General features: G+C 44.6%; 14 protein-coding genes, 1 pseudogene and 1 riboswitch. Of the genes and pseudogenes, 8 read left to right on the forward strand and 7 right to left on the reverse strand.

Features of this window, described 5'->3' with window-relative positions; translation table 11 throughout:
• Positions 1–12: 12 nt before the first annotated feature.
• The gene (locus ACU01J_RS06335) at positions 13–1,836 is read right to left on the reverse strand and encodes an SUMF1/EgtB/PvdO family nonheme iron enzyme (protein ID WP_481084899.1); all 1,824 of its coding nucleotides are present in this window, start codon (positions 1,834–1,836) and stop codon (positions 13–15) included.
• Positions 1,837–1,977: 141 nt separating this feature from the next.
• Complete coding sequence (locus ACU01J_RS06340; RefSeq protein WP_481084900.1) at positions 1,978–3,075, reverse strand: PEGA domain-containing protein; 1,098 nt, start codon at positions 3,073–3,075, stop codon at positions 1,978–1,980.
• A 497-nt stretch (positions 3,076–3,572) separates the two neighbouring features.
• Between ACU01J_RS06340 and ACU01J_RS06345 the strand changes: the two genes are divergently transcribed.
• The 4 genes from ACU01J_RS06345 (at position 3,573) to putP (ending at position 9,970) form a co-directional block, all read left to right on the forward strand.
• Positions 3,573–4,388 carry an AraC family transcriptional regulator gene (locus ACU01J_RS06345; protein ID WP_481084901.1) on the forward strand — a complete coding sequence of 272 codons (816 nt, stop codon included), beginning with the start codon at positions 3,573–3,575 and terminating at the stop codon, positions 4,386–4,388.
• A gap of 186 nt (positions 4,389–4,574) precedes the next feature.
• Positions 4,575–7,694, forward strand: a complete 3,120-nt coding sequence (putA, locus tag ACU01J_RS06350) for a bifunctional proline dehydrogenase/L-glutamate gamma-semialdehyde dehydrogenase PutA (RefSeq protein ID WP_481084902.1) — start codon at positions 4,575–4,577, stop codon at positions 7,692–7,694.
• 22 nt (positions 7,695–7,716) lie between these two features.
• Positions 7,717–8,415, forward strand: a complete 699-nt coding sequence (locus tag ACU01J_RS06355; RefSeq protein WP_481084903.1) for a 1-pyrroline-5-carboxylate dehydrogenase — start codon at positions 7,717–7,719, stop codon at positions 8,413–8,415.
• Between the two features lie 67 nt (positions 8,416–8,482).
• Entirely contained in the window at positions 8,483–9,970 is a 1,488-nt protein-coding gene (gene putP / locus ACU01J_RS06360; RefSeq protein ID WP_481084904.1) for a sodium/proline symporter PutP, read from the forward strand.
• A gap of 1 nt (position 9,971) precedes the next feature.
• On the opposite strand, the pseudogene ACU01J_RS06365 reads toward putP, so the two are convergent.
• The 3 genes and pseudogenes from ACU01J_RS06365 to ACU01J_RS06375 form a co-directional block, all read right to left on the reverse strand.
• Positions 9,972–10,476, reverse strand: a pseudogene (locus ACU01J_RS06365) (hypothetical protein).
• Between the two features lie 122 nt (positions 10,477–10,598).
• The gene (locus ACU01J_RS06370) at positions 10,599–11,492 is read right to left on the reverse strand and encodes a cation diffusion facilitator family transporter (protein WP_053438905.1); all 894 of its coding nucleotides are present in this window, start codon (positions 11,490–11,492) and stop codon (positions 10,599–10,601) included.
• A 191-nt stretch (positions 11,493–11,683) separates the two neighbouring features.
• A complete protein-coding gene (locus ACU01J_RS06375) occupies positions 11,684–12,562 on the reverse strand; it encodes a LysR family transcriptional regulator (protein WP_481084905.1) in 879 nt (292 codons plus the stop codon).
• A 144-nt stretch (positions 12,563–12,706) separates the two neighbouring features.
• Here ACU01J_RS06375 and ACU01J_RS06380 point away from each other — a divergent pair, with 144 nt between their 5' ends.
• Positions 12,707–13,285, forward strand: coding sequence for a class I SAM-dependent DNA methyltransferase (locus ACU01J_RS06380; RefSeq protein ID WP_481084906.1), 579 nt, complete (start codon positions 12,707–12,709; stop codon positions 13,283–13,285).
• 64 nt (positions 13,286–13,349) lie between these two features.
• Here the strand turns inward: ACU01J_RS06380 and ACU01J_RS06385 are convergent, their stop codons facing one another.
• Positions 13,350–15,341: an acetoacetate--CoA ligase gene (locus ACU01J_RS06385; protein WP_481084907.1), complete on the reverse strand. Its 1,992-nt coding sequence runs from the start codon at positions 15,339–15,341 to the stop codon at positions 13,350–13,352.
• Positions 15,342–15,566: 225 nt separating this feature from the next.
• Between ACU01J_RS06385 and phhA the strand changes: the two genes are divergently transcribed.
• Together phhA and ACU01J_RS06395 are read left to right on the forward strand one after the other, a co-directional pair.
• On the forward strand, positions 15,567–16,358 hold the full coding sequence (gene phhA, locus ACU01J_RS06390) for a phenylalanine 4-monooxygenase (protein WP_481084908.1): 792 nt from the start codon (positions 15,567–15,569) through the stop codon (positions 16,356–16,358).
• Entirely contained in the window at positions 16,351–16,680 is a 330-nt protein-coding gene (locus ACU01J_RS06395; RefSeq protein WP_481084909.1) for a 4a-hydroxytetrahydrobiopterin dehydratase, read from the forward strand. The genes phhA and ACU01J_RS06395 overlap by 8 nt, the downstream gene beginning before the upstream one ends.
• Positions 16,681–16,748: 68 nt before the next feature.
• On the opposite strand, the gene ACU01J_RS06400 is transcribed toward ACU01J_RS06395, so the two are convergent.
• Complete coding sequence (locus ACU01J_RS06400) at positions 16,749–19,076, reverse strand: bifunctional diguanylate cyclase/phosphodiesterase (protein WP_481084910.1); 2,328 nt, start codon at positions 19,074–19,076, stop codon at positions 16,749–16,751.
• Positions 19,077–19,278: 202 nt separating this feature from the next.
• Positions 19,279–19,344, forward strand: a riboswitch (Fluoride riboswitch).
• 115 nt (positions 19,345–19,459) lie between these two features.
• Between ACU01J_RS06400 and ACU01J_RS06405 the strand changes: the two genes are divergently transcribed.
• Complete coding sequence (locus tag ACU01J_RS06405) at positions 19,460–20,152, forward strand: iron-sulfur cluster assembly scaffold protein (protein ID WP_481084911.1); 693 nt, start codon at positions 19,460–19,462, stop codon at positions 20,150–20,152.
• Position 20,153: the final 1 nt, after the last annotated feature.

Genomic DNA, 20,153 nt, shown 5'->3' on the forward strand with positions numbered 1-20,153 from the left:
ATTCACTCACTCTTACTGGATGTCTCTAACGACTCTAAAGCCTAGATAGTTAGCGGCAGAAGAACGTGCTAGGAAGAGCTGTTTGTCTGCCGCGGCCATATCCGGCGAGAAGTTCCATGCGCCACCTTTAGCAATGCCTTGCGGATTGCTGGTCCACTGCCAAACGTTACCTACGCCATCGTAAATACCCAGTTGATTAGGCTTAAAGGCGCTGACAGGTGACGTGCTAGTATTCGACCATGGCGTGCCACTCCAGCCTGTGTTCGCTTCGCCCGGTACGAAATCGTTACCCCACCAATATTTGGTTAGGCTTCCTGCACGTACTGCAATTTCCCATTCGTCTTCAGTCGGTAAGCGATATGGTGCACCTGTTTGCTTGCGTAACCAATTGGTGTAGGCTTTCGCGTCATTCTGGCTAACACAAACGACAGGGGAGTTCGGGTACTGTTTAAAGCCAGGATCGCGCCAGTGGCTGTTCTCTACAGGAGTCACTTCACCTTTGATTAACGCAGTACACGTGTTTTTCAGTTCCGCATCGGTCTGATAATCCGTTTGTTCAACGAAAGTTGCAAACTGACTAACCGTAACTGGTGTAGCACCAAAACCGAAAGCATGATCAAGGTGAACTTGATTTGATGCATTCTCACCAATGTAGTATGTGCCATTTAAGATCGCGACTAACTGCGGGCCTTTACCTAGAGTTCTCATGCTGTCAGCAAATTTATCCCCAGCATTGAGAGGGTTTGATTTTTCAATTAGGTTAGCGCGCAATGACGAATCTGTTTTTACCGTCACGGGCTTATTGAAGGTTTTGTAGCCTTCTTTTTGCACCATTACGTTATGGATCCCGATAGGGAGCATCACTTCAACCGGCGTGCTGCCGTAGCTAACGCCGTCGATGGTAACGCTATCACCGTAGACATTGGAACGAATTGCCAGTGTAACCCAAGCGATTTCTTGTTCGAATTGAGGCTCGGTATCGAAAATACCCGGCTCAAAACAGTGTTGAGTATCAACCCCAAGTAACTCACAGGCGGTTTTTGCACTCGGGCGCGCTTCGAGCTCGACGTCCATAAGCGTGCGATAACGTTCGCCGTCATAGAAGCCGCTACTTGTTGTCGTGTGTTTGATGATATGAATGTTCAGTGAAGCGTCGTGAATGTTACGTTCAACTAGACGTGGCTCCGAAACTCGGTTTACCAATTCGCTACGATATTGCTTAACGGCTTTTTGCAGCGCGAGTGCTTGAGTTTGTTTATCACATTGAGCAAGGGTTAGCGAAGAGTCACAACGGTTAGTAAAGCTAATTGAAAGCTGTTGAGGCTGTTTAAGCTCCTCTCTAAGTCGTTCAACGCGAGCATGAGTTTTGTCATTTTGTAAATCAGCGATTGCCTTAGTGATAGCGTCGACTTCTCGCTGTTGAGCATCATAGTTGGCTTGGGATTCTGTATACGACTGCTCTGCTGCAAGACGAGCTTTCTGATTTTGTTTTACACTAGACCAAGCTTCCTGATAGCTTTTTTGTGCTTGAATGATATCCGCACTTGGGTCCGTCTCAAGTTTGTTGTAGGTATCTTCAAGGTAGGATTTAGCTTTTGAGAACGTCTTATCTAGAGTTCGAGTGTCTTTTTCTAGAGCATTAAGCTGGTCAGATTTTTCGTCAACGACGCTTTGTTGTTCTTTTAATGCTTTTTGAGCGTTACGTAGCTCATCGTGCTTAGAGAACAATTGGTCATCGATAGCAGTGATCGACATGGGAGCTTCTTCCGCCATTGCTAAAGGCGAAAGTAAACATGGAGATAATGCTAACAAAAGGGCATATAAACCTAGGCGCATTGATTTTCTTCTACATCTTCTTACTGATTAATCGGTACATTCTAAACGAAAACGCCACTTTGTCTTAAGTTATCGTTAACTAACTTAGGATAAAGTGGCGTTTTTAGCTCATCTTTGTGAAACCGGTTGATATTTCAACGTTTAGCCACTTGGACGTAGCTTAACCCAAACCGTATCGTTTGACGTTACAGTAATGGTGCGGTTGTATGTTTGGTAACCGTTTTTAGATACTGTCACTTGATGTTTACCACGTGGTAAAACAACCTCTACTGGTGTGCTGCCGTAGTTAATACCGTTGATAACCACATTGTCTTCGTATTGGTCAGAACGAACAGTAACGTTTACCCAGTTTTTATCTTGTTTCTTCGTTGTCGCAGCTTCGCTGCCTTTTAGACAGTAGCGAGTTGAAACGTTAAGTAGTTTACATGCAGCTGAAGCTTCAGGGCGAGCTTGAAGTTGAGATTGCATTTGCGTGAAGTAGCTGTTGTTGCCTTCAAAACCTGAACGAATCACTTGGCTTTCTTGCACATGGACGTTCAGCTGAACGCCTTTTGCGTTTTGCTTGGCGATGTTCGACTCAGTCAAGTTGTCCATTAATTTCGCTTTAAACGCTTTCACTGCTTTTTGCTTTGTTAAGTACTGACCTTGGCTAGTACATTCGCCTAGCGTCATGGTTGCAGAACAAGTTGTTTTATAGCTTGTTTCTAGAACGTCACTTTCACGTAATTCAGCTTCTAGTCGTTTAACACGCGCTTCAACCTTTTGCTCTTTAAGATAAGAGTATTCGCTGTTTATGCGAGCCTGCTTCTGCTTAACTTGTGACAAACGCATTTTGCTTTCTGTGATTGCTTGTTGGTTCTCAAGCATCTGAGACTGGTTTTCTTTTACTTCAGACCAAGCGTCTTGATAAGCCTTTTGGAAAGATATTAAGTCAATGTCTGGATCATCTAATAGACGACCATACTGCTTGTCCAATGCGGATTTAGTGCGATTACGTTTAGCGTTTAGCTCTTGCTCACTGCGCTTAAGTTTACTGTTTTCGTTTTGAAGCTGCTGCAGACGCTCGACTTCAGAGTCGTACTCTGACGCCATTGTGCTGATTTCTGCTTCTTTCTTTTCTAGTTTATTTTCGATTTCAGCGACTGGATCTGCTTGAACAGATTCTTCTGCGAAAACCGACGTAGTAACCCAAACCGGGCTTAGCGCAAGCAAAAGCGCTGGAATGCGACGTGTGATCATAATTCCCTGCAAACTATATGACGTTTAAATTACTTGTAAAAAAATATAACTAAGTGCACATATCCATCGTATGCACGTTTAGCAAAGGGAAAAGACAAACTTTTGACACTCCCTGTCTTCAGTGCCTCAAAAGGGTCTATTTCTTCCATTTCTCTCACATTAACAATGAAAGTTTGTACGGCTAAGACTATCTGATCTAAAGATAAATCTTAAATAGCTATACTGATTCTGTTGCCCAATGACGAAATATGCAAGTAAAGAATAGAGATCGAGATTAAGTTAAGTGAATAGAAGTGACATAAGCCGTAATTTATGTGCGCTTGATCATTCTTCCGAGTACGTAAATGATGACTTTTTCAACACATTGGTTCGAAGTTGCATAAGAGTTATCATGTAAGCTTGGTGGCAAATAGCAGGTGATTTATTGCTGAATTTCGAGTTACATCACTTTTGGTATAACATGGCAATATCTGAGACCTAATAAATTGTGTTCCGTTATGCCACCTTCGCCAAAATCACTGAATGAGCAAAAAACTGCCAAAGAATTGTCGCCTCGTCCGGCTCAGTTAGTGACGTTGCCATCTTATATGGAATGCCATGACCACAATTACACGCAAGTCGTGATTGGTTTAAAGGGACAAGCTGAGTTTGAAGTTAGCGGTTATGGCAATTTAGTCGGGCCAGGTCAGGGGTGTGTTGTAACATCAGGGAGCGGTCACGCCTTTGGTGGAGTAGTGGGGCAGTCGGATATTTTAGTGCTTAATATGCCATTAGCGACGTCTGATGACCCTTTGATGCTTCAGCGTCTCAATGAGCTTAATCACAAAGAAACCTATTTTCAGCTCGATGGCCAGATTCAAAAGCTGATTCAAATGTTAGTCGCCGAAATGCAATCAAGCCCAGACGATTTGCTTCTAAGTCGTGCCTGTAATGATACAGTCGTGGCATTGCTACAGCGTCATATGTCTGCTTTTGAAGCGGTACGTAAGGAATCACGTTTCGATCTTGAGGCGATTGACCGCTATATAGAGCAACACATGAGCCAGAAAATTTCGGTAACTCAGCTTGCGGGGAGTGTTTTCTTAGGTGAAAGCCAGTTCCATTCTCTATTTAAAGACCAAATGGGTATTACCCCTCATCAGTATTTATTGGGTAAGCGTATTGATATGGCTAAGAACCTTATCGAGCAAGGTAATCTCACTTTAGGTCAGGTCGCTGAGTTCACGGGCTTCTCCGGACAAAGCGCCTTCACTCATACTTTCTCTCGCCTCCAAGGGATGTCCCCCTCTCAATATAAGAAACAATTTGGTTAAATTCTATAACGTTAACCATATAATATTTTGTCCATTTGAGTGTGACTCTGTTTTTGTTTTGTTAATAATCAGAGTTTTTAGCAAAAAACTCGGAGTTTTTGACAAGTAATCTTCTCGAGCTCAAAATACACTGCAAGCCATTGTAGAAACCTGAAATGATTTCAGGTGTGAGATTGAGGAAAACGCATGTTTACAGCGACTGATGTGTTAAACGTTGAGTTTGTTGAGCAGCCGCTTAATAAACTCTGGTCGTTGATCTCGCCACTTTATATGGTGGACGAATCACAATGGCTTGAGCAACTTCTGCCACTAGCCGTACCTACCGAAGACGAAAAAGTTCAGATAGCGGACAAAACTACTCGCTTAATCGAAGCCATTCGCGCGGACAAAAAATCAATCCAAATGATTGATGCGTTGCTATTGGAATACAGTTTGGATACTCAAGAAGGTATTTTGCTGATGTGTTTGGCAGAAGCATTAATGCGTATCCCAGACTCAGCAACGGCAGATGCACTTATCCGTGACAAGCTGACGGTAGCGGATTGGAAATCACATCTGAAAAATTCTGACTCCGTGTTCGTGAATGCCTCGACATGGGGGCTGATGCTAACGGGTAAGGTTGTGAGCTTGTCTGAGAGTGAATCTCAAAGCCCAGCGAGCGCAGTGAATCGCTTAGTCAATAAAATGTCTGAGCCAGTGATTCGTAAAGCAATGCACCAAGCCATGAAGGTGATGGGGCACCAATTTGTATTGGGCCGTAGCATTGCTGAAGCGCAAAAAAACGGTCGCGCAATGCGTGATAAAGGTTTCACATATTCATACGATATGCTGGGTGAAGCGGCGTTAACCACAGCGGACGCAAATAAATACTTCAAAGATTATTTGATGGCAATTGAAGCTGTGGGTCGAGATGATTACGCCCAAAACAAGAGCCCTGCTCCGTCTGTGTCAATCAAGCTATCGGCTCTTCACCCTCGCTATGAAGTCGCGAATGAGCAGCGCGTCCTGACTGAACTATACGAGACTTTGCAGCAACTGTTGCGTCGTGCGGTTGAGCTGGATGTTGCCATTACCATTGATGCGGAAGAAGCGGACCGCTTAGAACTCTCTTTGAAGTTGTTTGAGAAAGTTTACCGCAGTGAACTTGTTCAAGGCTGGGGTAAATTTGGTCTTGTTGTCCAAGCATACTCTAAGCGCGCATTACCGGTTCTGGTTTGGCTCAATGGTTTAGCTAAACAGCAGGGCGATACCATCCCTCTACGTCTAGTAAAAGGTGCGTACTGGGATAGCGAAATTAAGTGGTCACAACAAGCTGGCTACAGCAATTACCCCGTTTACACTCGTAAAGAAGCCACCGATGTTGCGTATCTTGCCTGTGCTCGCTTCCTACTGAGTGAAAATGTGCGCGGCAACATCTTCCCTCAGTTTGCCAGCCACAACGCCCAAACAGTGACCTCGATTGCTGTTATGGCCACCCACAAAGAATTTGAGTTCCAACGCCTACACGGTATGGGCGACTCGCTATACAGCCATGCAATGGAAGCGTACCAGCAGTCGGTACGTATTTATGCGCCAGTTGGTAGCCACAAAGATCTGTTGCCGTACCTTGTACGCCGTCTTCTGGAGAATGGTGCGAACAGCTCGTTTGTTCACCGTTTGGTCGATGCTCGTTGCCCGATAGACACACTGACTGAACATCCAGTCGATATGCTAAATGCGTTTGATACGCTAAATAATGCGCAGATTCCATTGCCTCCTGCGGTTTTCCCTGAGCGTAAGAATTCGGTTGGTGTTAACGTCGACATCGAAAGTGAAGCAAAGCCATTTGAGCATGAAGTGGAAAGCTTCATCGATAAAAAATGGACCGCTGGCCCTATCATTAATGGTCGGTTCTACGCCGAAAGCATGATCAAGGAAAACTTGAATGTTGAGTCAGTAACTGCGCCTTATGATCGCCGTATCAATGTCGGTCAGGTGGCTTTTTCTACCCTTGATCATGTTTCCGAAGCGATTGAAGGTGCTGATGCAGCGTTTGCTGATTGGAGCAATACGCCATCTCAGGTACGCGCAAAGAAACTTGAGGTGTTGGCGGACCTGCTGGAAGAGCACTTGGCTGAGCTGGTTGCCCTCTGTCACCAAGAAGCGGGTAAGACGATTCATGACAGCATTGATGAAGTGCGTGAAGCTGTTGATTTCTGTCGCTACTACGCAAAACAAGTGGATGCACTTGGCCAATTGCAAGTAACAGGCTTTGATGGTCAACAGCGTCATGTGTCCCGTCAGGGCCGCGGTGTGTTTGTGTGTATTAGCCCATGGAACTTCCCACTAGCTATTTTCTTAGGTCAAGTAACAGCGGCGCTCGTTGCGGGTAATACCGTTGTGGCTAAACCTGCTGAGCAAACGACGCTGATTGCCGCGCGCGCGGTTGAGTTGATGTTAGACGCTGGTTTCCCAGCAGGCAGTATCCAGTTACTTACCGGACGCGGTGCAGAAATTGGTTCTGCATTGACCTCTCATCTTGCCATTGCGGGTGTGGCCTTCACCGGTTCTACAGCAACAGCTCAACGAATCAATCAAACCTTAGCTGAACGCGATGCCGCCCCTGTACCGTTTATTGCTGAAACAGGCGGTCAGAACGCGATGATCGTAGATAGTACAGCTTTGCCAGAGCAAGTGGTCCGTGACGTTATTCGTTCTGCTTTTGCATCAGCAGGTCAGCGTTGTAGTGCACTACGTGTGCTGTATGTACAAGAAGACATCGCAGATCGCATTGTTGCTTTGATACAAGGTGCAATGCAGGAGTTGAGCGTTGGCAAACCTTACCTCCACTCAACAGATGTTGGGCCCGTTATCGATGCAACCGCAAAAGCGAAGTTGTTGGCGCACATTGAATCTATGACAAGCAGCGAGAAAAAGGTGGCTCAGTTGGCTCTAACAGAAGAGCATGAAAATGGTGATTTCGTCGCCCCAACAGCATTTGAAATCCGAGATATCTCATGCCTTAAAGAAGAGCAGTTTGGTCCGATTCTTCATATCGTACGATTTAAAGCAAGTGAGCTGACACAAATTGTTGAGCAGATAAACCACACAGGCTTTGGTCTAACGATGGGTATCCACAGCCGCAATGAGACGACTTATCGCTGGATTGAAAAGCACGCTCGAGTTGGTAACTGCTATATCAACCGTGACCAAGTCGGTGCGGTGGTTGGTGTGCAGCCATTCGGTGGACAAGGACTGTCTGGAACGGGACCAAAAGCTGGTGGTCCTCATTATTTATACCGTTTTACTCAAATGCAGTTTTCTTAATTAGTGAGCAAGGAGAAATAGTATGGTTCATCAAGTAACGCGTTTTTCTGATGCTTTCTCAGCGTGGGAAAACTGGAACTTAACCAATTTTGATTCTAAGAGTGAGTGTTTGCTTGCTTTTAAACAGGCCTTACAGCAAGTAGAGCCTGAGTTAGCTTCTGTTGTTTCCTATCATATTGAACAAGCGTCAGTGCTGTTAGCGGAAACGCATCAATTGATTGGTCCAACGGGTGAGACTAACGAACTTTACACCGCAGGACGTGGTGTTGCTCTAGTGATTCAAGATAGCTCTCAAGAACAAGCGACATACGCTGTGATGGCTCAGCTAACAGCTGCGCTTATTTCAGGTAATAGCGTCATTTTGTGCAGTGATGATACAGAGCTTAGCCAAGCATTGGAGTCTGCGTACGCGCAGTCTTCACTTCCTACCAACTTAGTACAGTTTGCTGCTCTAGATGCTTACCACCAGCTTCTCGATTCAGATGTACGCAGTGTGGGTTATGTAGGTAATCCTGAGGTTGAAAGGAGTATCAACCGACAATTGGCAAAACGTTCAGGCGCGATTGTGAATCTAACGTCTGAAACGGATCTTGTGAGCACACCTGTTGCGCACGATCCACATTTAGTGCTCAGGTTCATTACCGAACGTACTAGAACGATAAATATAACAGCAGTGGGTGGTAATGCGACCTTGTTAGAACTTGGCGCTGAAACTCACTAATCTTCAATGACTTGCCCTCGTAAGAGGGCATTCAGGGAAGGCGATCTTTTAAAAGAGGACAAATCAAATGGAAAATAGCTTTGCTATTACAACCACGTTTATTGCGTATCTGATCCTGATGCTTGCAATTGGCGTTATTGCTTATCAACGAACGAAAAGCTCAAGTGACTATTTCTTAGGTGGTCGTTCGTTAGGCCCTTGGCCGGCAGCGCTTTCAGCAGGTGCATCGGATATGAGTGGTTGGTTGTTATTAGGCTTGCCTGGCTATGCTTACGCGGCTGGTATTGAAGCTTTCTGGCTTGCGGGTGGCCTACTAGTTGGTACTTGGCTGAACTGGTTAATCACGGCGAAACGACTACGTACGTACAGCATTACAACGGACGCGTTAACTCTGCCAGAGTTCTTATCTCGTCGTTTTAACGACAATTCAAAGATGATTCAGGTAATTTCTGCTTTCTTCATTCTTCTATTCTTCCTTTTCTACACCAGCTCGGGCTTGGTTGCAGGCGGAAAACTATTTGAAACGGTCTTTGGTCTTGATTACACCACTGCAGTAATTATTGGTACTGTATGTGTGGTTTCTTACACACTGTTTGGTGGCTTCCTAGCGGTATCTTGGACTGACTTGGTTCAAGGTTTGTTAATGGCGGCTGCGCTTCTGATTGTCCCTATCACGGCAATGGAAGGTGGTTTGGGCCAACTAGGCAACGATCTGTCGGCTATCAACCCTCAACTTCTGACGTTATGGAATGACTCAAAAGGCGAACCTTTGAGCGCGATTGCAATCATTTCATTAGTTGCATGGGGTTTAGGTTACTTTGGCCAGCCACATATCCTAGCGCGTTTTAAAGCATCGCGTTCAAACCGCGATCTAACGACAGCACGTCGCATCGCAGTTATCTGGACAGGTCTGTCTATGGTTGGCGCAATGCTTGTTGGTCTAGTTGGTCTGATCTATGTGAACAATTCAGGTATCAGCGTGGATGATGGTGAAAAAATCTTCATGCTGCTAGTGAATTCATTATTCCATCCAGTGGTTGCAGGTATTCTTCTGGCTGCGATTCTAGCGGCGGTAATGAGTACGGCGGATTCTCAGTTGCTTGTTTCTTCTTCTGCATTGGCAGAAGACTTCTACAAGCAAGTGTTTAAGAAAGATGCGACGTCGGAAGAAATTGTCATGGTCGGCCGTATCGCAGTTATTGGCATTTCAATCGTTGCTCTTATTCTAGCGATGACACCAGATAGCTCAGTACTTGGTCTAGTCTCTTATGCATGGGCTGGATTTGGTGCTGCATTTGGTCCTGCGCTAGTTCTTAGCTTGTACTGGGAGCGTATGAACCGCAATGGTGCACTAACAGGTATTCTAGTTGGTGGTATCACAATCGTAGTGTGGAAGCAGCTTTCTGGTGGCTGGTTCGATGTATACGAAATCGTTCCAGGGATCATTTTATCTACGCTATCAATCGTTTTTGTTAGCTTGATGACAGGTGAACCAGAATCGACAGTTAAATCTCAGCATGCAACATTCAAAAAACAGTTAGCTGAACTCGACTAAATCATGAGTTGTTATACGTTGCCCCGCAGCGATTAACAGGGTATCGGGTCTTGGATATTTTGACCGCCCTAGGCCGATTAGGCTTAGGGCGTGTTGCTTAGTGAGACCGTTTTACTCATCCCGTTTAGCTGACTTTCTATGAACTGGCAGGCGTATTTAAAACTGATTTCATTGGGCATTCGTCCATGCTCCATTACTGCTTGGCTTGCTTCTTAGCACTAATGCATTGTGTTACATCGAACTCTTGATGTCGCGATAAGCTAATTAAATTTCTCATCTTTCATGGTAGAGCTCCGTCAGTGGTTGAGCGTCATACTCTTCTCTAGGAAACGACGAGGTGACGGCTCTGACTTGCCACGTATCATTGGGGTATCGCTCAAGGCCCACGTCTTTCCATATTGTTTAAAAAGCCACTCTTAAGGGATATGCTCAGAGAAGGTGGTGAGTTGGGCTACATCAATACGGTTTTGTTCGAGGAAGTCGGCAGCACAGTTTTGAATAGACATAAAAAATCGGAAACCTATAAATAGCTTTCCGATTTTTTCTCATCAGAAGAATCGGTCAACCAATCCTTATCTGACCTACATTGCGATATTTATCGAACCTTTTCTATTTTGCTAGTGTGTGCTTAATTCGCGATATTCATCGTCAGGTTGAGGTCGAGTGACAATTTAGAAAGCTTGTCCTTCAACACTTTACGCGTTTTTTCTAGCTCAGCCACTTGGACCTGTTTGCCTTGAGCATGCACGTCCAGTTTTACGCGAAGCTCTCGGCCTACCTTAGTAACCCCCGCAACTTCTAGGTTTTGCGTTACTTGCTTATCGAGAGCAGAAACTTCAGCGTCTACAGTTTCACAAATCTTCGCACTAGGCTTCATCATTAGAAGTTCACGCAGAGCATCGCGAAGCATCTCAAACGGGACTTTAATGAAGTAAAACGACATAAGAATCATCATCATCGGGTCCGCATAAACTGCATATTGTGACAGTGGAGAAAGAGTAATCAACCATGCTGCGATAAAGCCAAGAGTTACAGCAACACTCAGCAGGGTATCCATTTGCCATTGCTTGGTTTCTGCTTCAATCAAACCTGATGAAAAGCGTTTAGATTTCTTAGCGATATGCCACCAAGCGTAACCACAACCGATAACGTTTACCGCGCCAAACAAGGTGGCGATGCCAACATCGACTTCACGGCCACCAGTAAACATAGAGGCGACGGCAGAATAAAGCGAGTAAGCGACAACAGTAAGAATGACACTGCCTTTAATCGCGATAACGATAGGCTCAAGTACCGATTTACCAAATGGAAATTGACGCTTAGAAGGACGTTCGATAAATCGAGAGACTGCCAGTGACAATAAAGTTAACAGTAAACTGACTAGTGAGTAGACACCATCAAAAACAATGACAAGTGAACCAACAAGCAACCCGAGTACCAAACCACCGCCAGCGAAGCCTGATGCTAAAAGCGCTGAGAAGGTAAGTATTCGTTTTTCATTTAAGCTTGTCCTGGCACACATAAAGGTATCTCTTCTATAAACACCCTTATAGTTTTCTCACAATCAGAGAATTAAACAAACTAAATCTAGGATTATAGGCAGGTTAAAAAATGCTCGTTTAAAATAATTTCATATTAATCAATGAGATACTATAGAATCTTGGTGTCAGTAAAATTGACGCTGACTGATATTTAATCTATTAAAAACTAGTGTTAAAAATCAAATAGATACTCATTGAGCTTATCGGCAAGCCATGACATACCAGGGTGCTCAGCCATACCTGCTGAAGTGAACATGCAGTAATCTTCTTGTGTTAAGCCATAGGTATGCTTGATTACCGCCAATTCTTGGCTTCTAAGTAAATGGCGAATAAGGGGCTCTGGCAGTACGCCCCACGCGTCCTCTTCTAAAATAGTATTGAGCATGTAATCAAAGCTTGAGAAGCCAATATGCCTCAAAGAGAAAGGCTGTAGCTCGGGGTTATCTTTTTCGTTTAAATAAACCATAACGGCTTGCATCGCGTTACGTAATTCATCGTCTGATACACGTCTTAGGCGCGCAAGTGGGTTAATTGAACGGCACACCGACATTAGGCGAATCTTACCAAGAGGCTGGAAGGTGATTAGCGGGTCGTCAATACGTTCATAATCGACACCAAAAGCGAAGTCGACCTGAGAGGTGGCGACTAAGTTGGCCAGATCACCACTTGAGGCAAGGATAATGTTGAATGCGGTTGCAGGGAAACGGTTGTTGAGTCGGTGAGAAAGATCTTGCCACAGCTCGTCAGGTAACGAGTCATCACGAGCAATCCATACTTCGGCGTTAAACTCACCACAGACTTGAGCACATGTCTGTCTGATCCGCGAGGCAGTGACCAACAGGTTCTGGCTATCTTTGTAAATTGCCTTTCCCCCTTCAGAGAGGACCAAATTGTTTCCGCTACGTACAAAGAGCTCTACGTCGAGATCTTTCTCTAACGCTTTGATCGACATGCTTAACTTAGTACGGTTGCATTCGAGTTGACGTGCCGCTTCCGATACTGAGCCAGTATCAGCAACGGTACAAAAGGCTTCGATTTGCGAAAGGTTCATCGGTTGCTCAATTTAGTTAGATTGAAATCGATCTTATATCAAAGTTGGTGGGTTGTCTGTTTTCACGACTGAAATGCTATGAATTTCATGCAGTTTTGATACTCTTGGCCTGTGCCTAATGAATGTAGTTACAGGGAGATCATGATGGCTAACACTTGGGACGACGTCGCAGCAAACTGGGATTCGGAAGTTTCAACTAATACCTATGCAGATAAAGCGTTCGAATCGCTAAAAAGTGTTGTAGATGTGACGGGGTTGCATGTTCTTGATTTTGGTTGCGGAACAGGCCTTTTGAGTCAACGTATGTCGCCAGCAGTGAAAGACATTGTTGCGCTAGACAGTTCTGAATCAATGATTGAGCAATTGGACAACAAAGAGCTTGAGAACGTTGAGCCTGTTGTTGATATGCTAAGTCGTGGCTTAGTGGCAATGCACCCAGCTTTTAGATCGCAATTTGATCTTGTGGTTGCATCCTCTGTATGTAGTTTTCTACCAAATTATTCAGATGTTGCTGATATTATTTATAGCCTTATTGATGAAGGTAGTTACTTTGTCCACTGGGATTGGTTATCTGACAAAGATGAAGTTGGTGGTATGACAATCGGTCATGCACAGCAAGTATTGACTAGTGTTGGCTTTGAAGAGGTTGTGGTAACTACGCCGTTTGAAGTTGAAACGCCGCAGGGAATATTGAAAGTATTGATGGCGGTTGCGAAGAAATAACCGTAATCACCGTTGAATTGTGAAAGCCCGAACCGAGAGTTCGGGCTTTTTTATTTTTTCATTTCTATGCTTGGTACTGCACGACCTCATCTAATACCCAAGGGTTAGCAATTGCCCCTTTGTTTTGTACTTCATCGCCATGTAAAACTTGCTTAACGGCAAGTTCAACTAACTTTCCGGACTTGGTCTTTGGTATTTCACTGAGTGTATAGATTTCAGCAGGTACATGTCGTGGTGAGCACTGAGCGCGCAAAGTTTGCTTGATCTGATTCTGTAGCTCGTCATCAAGTAGGCAGTTTGGATCCAGTTGGACAAACAGCACCACTTTTTCATCTCCTTCAACACGTCTAGATACAGCGATCGAGTCTTGCACTGCAGGGATTTGATTGACTTGTTGATAGATCTCAGCGGTACCAATACGAACGCCGCCGGGGTTTAGCGTTGTGTCACTTCGGCCATAAAAAACCATACCACCCGTTAAGGTGACTTGGACGTCATCGCCATGGTGCCAAGTATTGTTAAACTTACTCCAATAGGCGTTATGGTAGCGCTCCCCATCATCATGCCAGAAACCGAGTGGTTGATTGGGGAAGCTGTTCATACAGACGAGTTCACCACGCTGTGAGGTAATCGGCTCTCCAGATTCGTTGAAAACCGCGATATCCATACCTAAGGCTGCGCCTTGGCACTCACCTCTATAAACGGGAGAAATCGGGTTTCCTAGAACAAAGCATCCGCAAATATCAGTCCCACCAGAAATAGATGCTAAGTGAAGGTCAACTTTGATGTTGTCATAAACGAAATCAAACTGCTGTGGATAAAGCACTGAACCAGTCGAGCATAAGGTTCTCAAAGAAGCGAGATCATAGCTTTCGCAAGGCTTAAATGTGCTTTTTTGTAACGCCTCAAGATACTTGGCCGAGGTACCAAATAAAGTGACTTCTGCTTCTTCAGCCAGTTGCCACAAAATATTGGGATTTGGGTACATAGGGCTACCATCAAAAATCACCAGTGTTGCACCACTCGCTAGCGTCGATACATGCCAGTTCCACATCATCCAGCCACATGTGGTGTAGTAGAAAACGCGATCTTTAGGTTGAATATCACAATGGAGCTGATGCTCTTTTAGGTGATTAAGGGTTGTGCCACCAATAGAGTGAACAATACATTTAGGTTTCCCTGTTGTGCCAGAAGAATAGAGAACAAATAGCGGATCATTGAAACCAATGCGCTGGTAACGCATTCCACGAGGCAAGAAACTCGCTAAGATCGCTTCCCAGTCTGAAAAAGGGTCCCGGCTATAGGAATGTTCAGTAGGCGCAGACTTTAAGTATTCTATTTGACAGGTATTGATGATGCTTGGCAAGGCTTCAACAAGTTGTCGATTCTTGTCTTCAAGGTGGAAGGTTTTGCCATTGAACTGGTAGCCGTTACAGCAGAACAAAATTTTAGGCTGAACTTGGCCAAAACGTTCAGTCACACTTTCAACGCCAAAATCAGGTGAGGTTGATGTCCAAATTGCACCTAAGCTAGTTGTGGCGAGCATGGCAATGACGGTTTCGGTCATGTGAGGTAAATAACCCGCTACTACGTCACCTTTATCGACGCCGTTATGTTTCAGCCATTGTTGAAGAATGGATACTTGGTCACACAGCTCTTGCCAAGTAAGTTTCCGGCTCTCACCTTGCTCGTTTTTAAACCAAATTGCGATATCTTCAGGGGCTTGAAAGGCATAAGCGAGAAGGTTTTCTGCATAATTGAGTTGGGATTGAGGAAACCAAATAGTGTCTCTGCTCGGTGTAAACGTGCCCCATTTCGCTAATCCTTCGCCTAAGATGCAATCTCCTTTGTAACCAATAACATCGCAAAATTGCCATACTTCGAGCCAGAAATCTTTCTTATTTTCAACCGACCATCGCTGAAGTTCCGCATAGTTATCGAGGCTATCACCCTGAAAATTAATATGTTTAATGAATTGGCTAAGGTTAGATGATTCGATCCGATCTGGGCTTGGAACCCAAACAGGGGAGGGCAAGTGTGCATCTGATTGAGACATGACATCCTCGTCTTAATGTTCTCCGTAACTGGATTAAGCTTTGATGAATTTCTGACCAAAGTCAAACATCTGAGCATTCATCAGCTTACTGAAAAATAAGCAAAAAGCTGTCAAATGTAAAATTAATGTTACAGTAAAGGCGTGCTATAGAGTTGCTTGGTTAAATTGTCACCGGAGAAGCATGGCGATAGGCTTAATGTAACGGACTTGTTAACGGAGCTAGGTATGGCACAGTATCACTCTAAACCTGTGAATGAACACGGGATTGTAGATTGGACCCCGGAAGAAGATGCAATATGGCATGATTTAGTTACCCGTCAGTTAGAACTGGTTAAACAAAGAGCCTGCCAAGAGTATTTGTCGGGGTTAGAGTTGCTCAATCTACCAATTAATTATGCTCCTCAATTAGTTGATATAAATAAAGTTTTAAAATCTGAAACTGGCTGGCAGGTTGAACCTGTTCCTGCTTTGATTAACTTTGATCGTTTCTTTGGCTTATTGGCCGAAAAGAAGTTTCCAGTTGCAACCTTCCTACGAACACGTGAGGAGCTGGATTACCTTCAAGAACCAGACTTTTTTCATGAAATCTTTGGCCATTGTGCAATGTTAACAAACCAAGAATTTGCTGAGTTTACTCAAACTTATGGTGAGTTAGGGCGTGAGGCGAGTGAGAAAGAGCGCGTCTATTTAGCACGTCTTTATTGGTTTACAGTGGAGTTTGGTCTAGTAAAAGAAGGTGACAGCACTAAGATCTATGGTGGAGGTATTCTCTCTTCACCGGGTGAAACGATTTATTCACTTGACGATAAACGAGCCCAAAGAGTGAATTTTGATATCCATACTGTTTTAAGAACCCCTTACCGCATTGACATAATGCAGCCAGAATATTTTGTCTTAGATAACATCGAACAGCTTTATAAACTCAGCAAAATGGATTTGATGTGTTATGTAAAACAGGCGATGAAAGCCGGACTATTACCCCCATTATTTGAACCAAAGGAAGTGACACATGCTTAATGAATTACGCTGCGAAGCATGCACCAGCAGTGCGGTAGCACTAGGCGCAGAAGAACGACGACTGCTACTGACCGAGTTGAATGATTGGCAAATGATAGAGCGTGATGGCATTCCGCAGCTTGAAAAAGTGTATAAATTCAAAAATTATAAGTTAGCTTGGGCCTTCGCGAATCAGGTTTCTGAATTGGCTGAAGCCGAATTTCACCACCCTTCAATTTTGCTTGAATGGGGTAAAGTAACGGTCACTTGGTGGAGCCATTCAATCAAAGGGCTACACCAAAATGACTTTATCTGCGCAGCAAAATGTGACCAGTTTGGTTAAGTAGAACGTAATTAAAAAAGCCTGAGCATTCTCAGGCCTTTTAGTATGTATTCATTTTTTGAACTTGGCTATGCTGTCAGCATCGCTTGCTGAACTAAAACATCTTCAAGACAACATACATTAAGAGGCTTGGACTTTAGATAGCCTTGGATATAGTTGCATTTATGTTGGCTAAGTACCGCGAGCTGTTCTGGTGTTTCAACGCCCTCAGCCACGACCTCTAGGTCAATGATGTGTGCCATATTGATGATGGCTTGGCATAAGCTGTCTGCATTACTTTGGCCCATGGCTATACGGCTGACAAAACTACGATCGACCTTAATAACGTCAACGGGGTAGTCGTTGAGGACAGATAAAGAAGAATAGCCAGTGCCAAAATCATCCAAATACAAGATAACGCCCAAATCTTTGATGCTTTGTAGTTGGTGAGCACTGCATTCATCACTTAGCAGCATCGACTCGGTAATTTCTATCCCTATTAGGTGAGGAGGGAAGTCACAATCGCTTAATAAGCGGCGGAGAGTATGGTAAATATGCTCAGATTCAAACTGTTTCGCTGAGACGTTGATATTGATTCTTGGAACCGACTCATCTTGCCTTGTTAGCCATAAACGCTGCAGTGTTTTGCAACATTCCGTCGCTACCCAGTCACCAATTTTTACCACCAGTCCCGTCTCTTCGGCAATCGGGACGAAATCAACCGGAGAAATAGCGCCGAACTTAGGGTGTACCCATCGTAAGAGCGACTCAAAACCGACAACACGGTCATCCGCGGTGGAATAAATAGGTTGGTAGACTAATGTGAGCTGCTTTAGATTGAGCGCGTTGGTTAACTCTTGTTCTAGAGTGAAGCGTTTCTTTGCTTGATTGAACATCTGCTCATGAAAGAACACCACTTTTTCATGAGTGGATGCCTTAGCTTTGTACATCGCGGTATCCGCTTCCCTTAAGATACTTGCCAATGTTTGTGTCGGATCAGTAACCACTGAAATCCCAATGCTGGTGCCTATGTGGCAAGATTGGCCGTCAATGTTGTATGGCTGGCTAAGCACCTTGGAGTAACGCTGACAAATATGACTGAGTGCATCTTTGGAAGTTAGCCCTGGAAGACAGATGACGAACTCATCACCACCAAATCGAAAGCTCATATCGTTACTTCGGCAGTGTTGGGTCAAACGACAGGCGACTTTTTGTAATAGCTTGTCACCGTGCAGGTGGCCCATCGAGTCATTGATCACTTTAAAACGATCGAGATCGATGAATAGGATTGAAAAGCCCTTACTTTGTCCACTTGATAACAGTGACAGTTGTTTATCGACTTCGGAGCTAAGCGCAGTACGATTGCTCAAATTAGTCAGGTTATCTCTAACCGCTTGAAGCGCGAGAGAGCGCGTCTTTTCTTCAATTACTTGATCAGACACTTTAAGCCGGTTGGCATAAAAGTTAGCGGCAATAGTGGCGGAAATCGTCAGCATCAAAATTAAAAAGACAGACGTCAAACCATACAGAGCGGTACTCCCAGATCGATCAATGTTCGAGATAGATAATTGCCACTTGGTATTAAATAGTGGAATTTGCACTGTTCGGCTTGCCGATACGACGCGGGTTGAAAAGCTGTCGTCTTGAAGTTTAGTGTTGATGTGCGATTCAAAGATTTTAATATCATTAGGCTTAGTAAATACGCTGATGCCCGTATGGTTAGAATTGACCTCAGTATGCCAGATTTCACCAAGCAGCTCGTACAGAATGATGTTGGCGACGACAAATCCACCAAGTGCGCCATCTTGCCCGAACTTAGGGAGAAATAGCCTAGTCTCAAATTGCCCTTCTTCAACATAGTCGACGACCCCAAGGCGATTCCCACTGATAGAGCGTGACATCGCACTGACCGCCATCGGATCACTTTCTAACCTAACACCTAAATAGTCCGAGCCTTCAAAGGAGGATGAAATGAAATAGACCGGTAAGGTTGAACCATTTAAAAACCAAATAGAGTCGTCGTGAGCTGATATCGACGGGGTCAGGCGATAGCCTAAGAAGCCTTGTTGTTGAGCGTCGCGCTCGAAGTCAGTGACCTCATCAATCGCAACGGTGGGTGCCCACATGATTGAATGAATCATCGCATTTATTCCGACCTGATCCGAAAAGTAGGACTCGAATTGCTGCGGGGTTGGAGTGTTGCCATTGGCCAGAAATGAGCGGGTGGAGTAGAGCAGGGTCTCTATTGCTTTGAGTGACTGCGATAAAGTTTGCACTCTATTGTTGAGTTGGTTCTCAAGTACTCCATTGAGCTTCTGAGTTTCGTAATAATGAACAGTGACATAGCTCGCGACCGCAGCTGAGAGGCCGATAAACCAGATCGAGACAAGGGTTTTCAGTGAAAGAGCAAGTTTCAAAGCAACACAGGAATAAATGTATAAAGTGGTTAAGATGATAACTGTGAATAATATTAATGCAAATGATAATTAGTGCCATTTATAGTCATTATGTAAAGGATTGTGAATCGGTCATTATCGGAAAGACATATAATAAAAGGCGCAGTTATGTAAATTTGCTCTAAAGAAGGTGTTGCGTGAAAGTGTGAAGTGGATCTAATCTAGTAACCAAGGTGATGGGGTTCCACCTACTTAACCGCCACTTCAGGCTGATGACTCCTACAGAAACGAAAACAGGTAAGACTGTTGGTAATTAACCGTAGCGTACTGCTATGGCTAGTTTTCTGTAGAGAAGTTGCGCCTTCAGATCTTCGCTTGTTTTCCTGCTTAAATAGGAAAACGCCATGCAATATTCTTCTGAAATTCAATCAATGTGCCCAATTCAACGTGGGGACTTACACCCATCTGCACCTATTCCTGTCGAAGGACGTATGATCCGTCCCACTGACGTGATTGCTATCTCTGGCCTTAGTCATGGGGTTGGTGCTTGTGCGCCTCAGCAAGGTGCGGCCAAGTTAACCCTCAATGTAAAGCAAGGCATCATTGAAGAAGCATTGATTGAAACCATCGGCTGCTCTGGAATGACGCACTCAGCTTCGATGGCCGCCGAGATATTGACCGGTAAAACCATTCTGGAAGCACTCAATACCGATCTTGTGTGTGATGCCATCAACGTAGCAATGCGTGAAATTTTCCTCCAGTTTGTTTATGGACGTACTCAGTCGGCGTTCTCTGAGGATGGGCTAGAGATTGGCGCAGCGCTTGAAGACCTTGGTAAGACTCAACGCAGTCAGGTAGGAACCAGCTATTCTACGCTGGCTAAAGGGGTGAGATACATGGAGCTGGCGGAAGGTTATGTAACCAAATTAGCGCTTGATGAGCATGATGAAGTGATTGGCTACCAGTACCTTAATCTTGGCAAAATGATGGCCAGTATTGAGACCGGCGCGAGTCCAGAACAGGCGATGGCGGGGGCGACAGGGGTTTATGGTCGCTTTGATGAAGCCGTTAAAACAATCAATCCACGTCACGCTTAAT

The organism is Vibrio sp. 2433-A1 (assembly GCF_056726085.1).

Bases quoted from the DNA above. Each gene is read 5' to 3' on its own strand.
- ACU01J_RS06335 (WP_481084899.1), bottom strand. From the start codon at position 1,836: ATGCGCCTAGGTTTATATGCCCTTTTGTTAGCATTATCTCCATGTTTA.
- ACU01J_RS06340 (WP_481084900.1), bottom strand. From the start codon at position 3,075: ATGATCACACGTCGCATTCCAGCGCTTTTGCTTGCGCTAAGCCCGGTT.
- ACU01J_RS06345 (WP_481084901.1), top strand. From the start codon at position 3,573: ATGCCACCTTCGCCAAAATCACTGAATGAGCAAAAAACTGCCAAAGAA.
- putA (WP_481084902.1), top strand. From the start codon at position 4,575: ATGTTTACAGCGACTGATGTGTTAAACGTTGAGTTTGTTGAGCAGCCG.
- ACU01J_RS06355 (WP_481084903.1), top strand. From the start codon at position 7,717: ATGGTTCATCAAGTAACGCGTTTTTCTGATGCTTTCTCAGCGTGGGAA.
- putP (WP_481084904.1), top strand. From the start codon at position 8,483: ATGGAAAATAGCTTTGCTATTACAACCACGTTTATTGCGTATCTGATC.
- ACU01J_RS06370 (WP_053438905.1), bottom strand. From the start codon at position 11,492: ATGTGTGCCAGGACAAGCTTAAATGAAAAACGAATACTTACCTTCTCA.
- ACU01J_RS06375 (WP_481084905.1), bottom strand. From the start codon at position 12,562: ATGAACCTTTCGCAAATCGAAGCCTTTTGTACCGTTGCTGATACTGGC.
- ACU01J_RS06380 (WP_481084906.1), top strand. From the start codon at position 12,707: ATGGCTAACACTTGGGACGACGTCGCAGCAAACTGGGATTCGGAAGTT.
- ACU01J_RS06385 (WP_481084907.1), bottom strand. From the start codon at position 15,341: ATGTCTCAATCAGATGCACACTTGCCCTCCCCTGTTTGGGTTCCAAGC.
- phhA (WP_481084908.1), top strand. From the start codon at position 15,567: ATGGCACAGTATCACTCTAAACCTGTGAATGAACACGGGATTGTAGAT.
- ACU01J_RS06395 (WP_481084909.1), top strand. From the start codon at position 16,351: ATGCTTAATGAATTACGCTGCGAAGCATGCACCAGCAGTGCGGTAGCA.
- ACU01J_RS06405 (WP_481084911.1), top strand. From the start codon at position 19,460: ATGCAATATTCTTCTGAAATTCAATCAATGTGCCCAATTCAACGTGGG.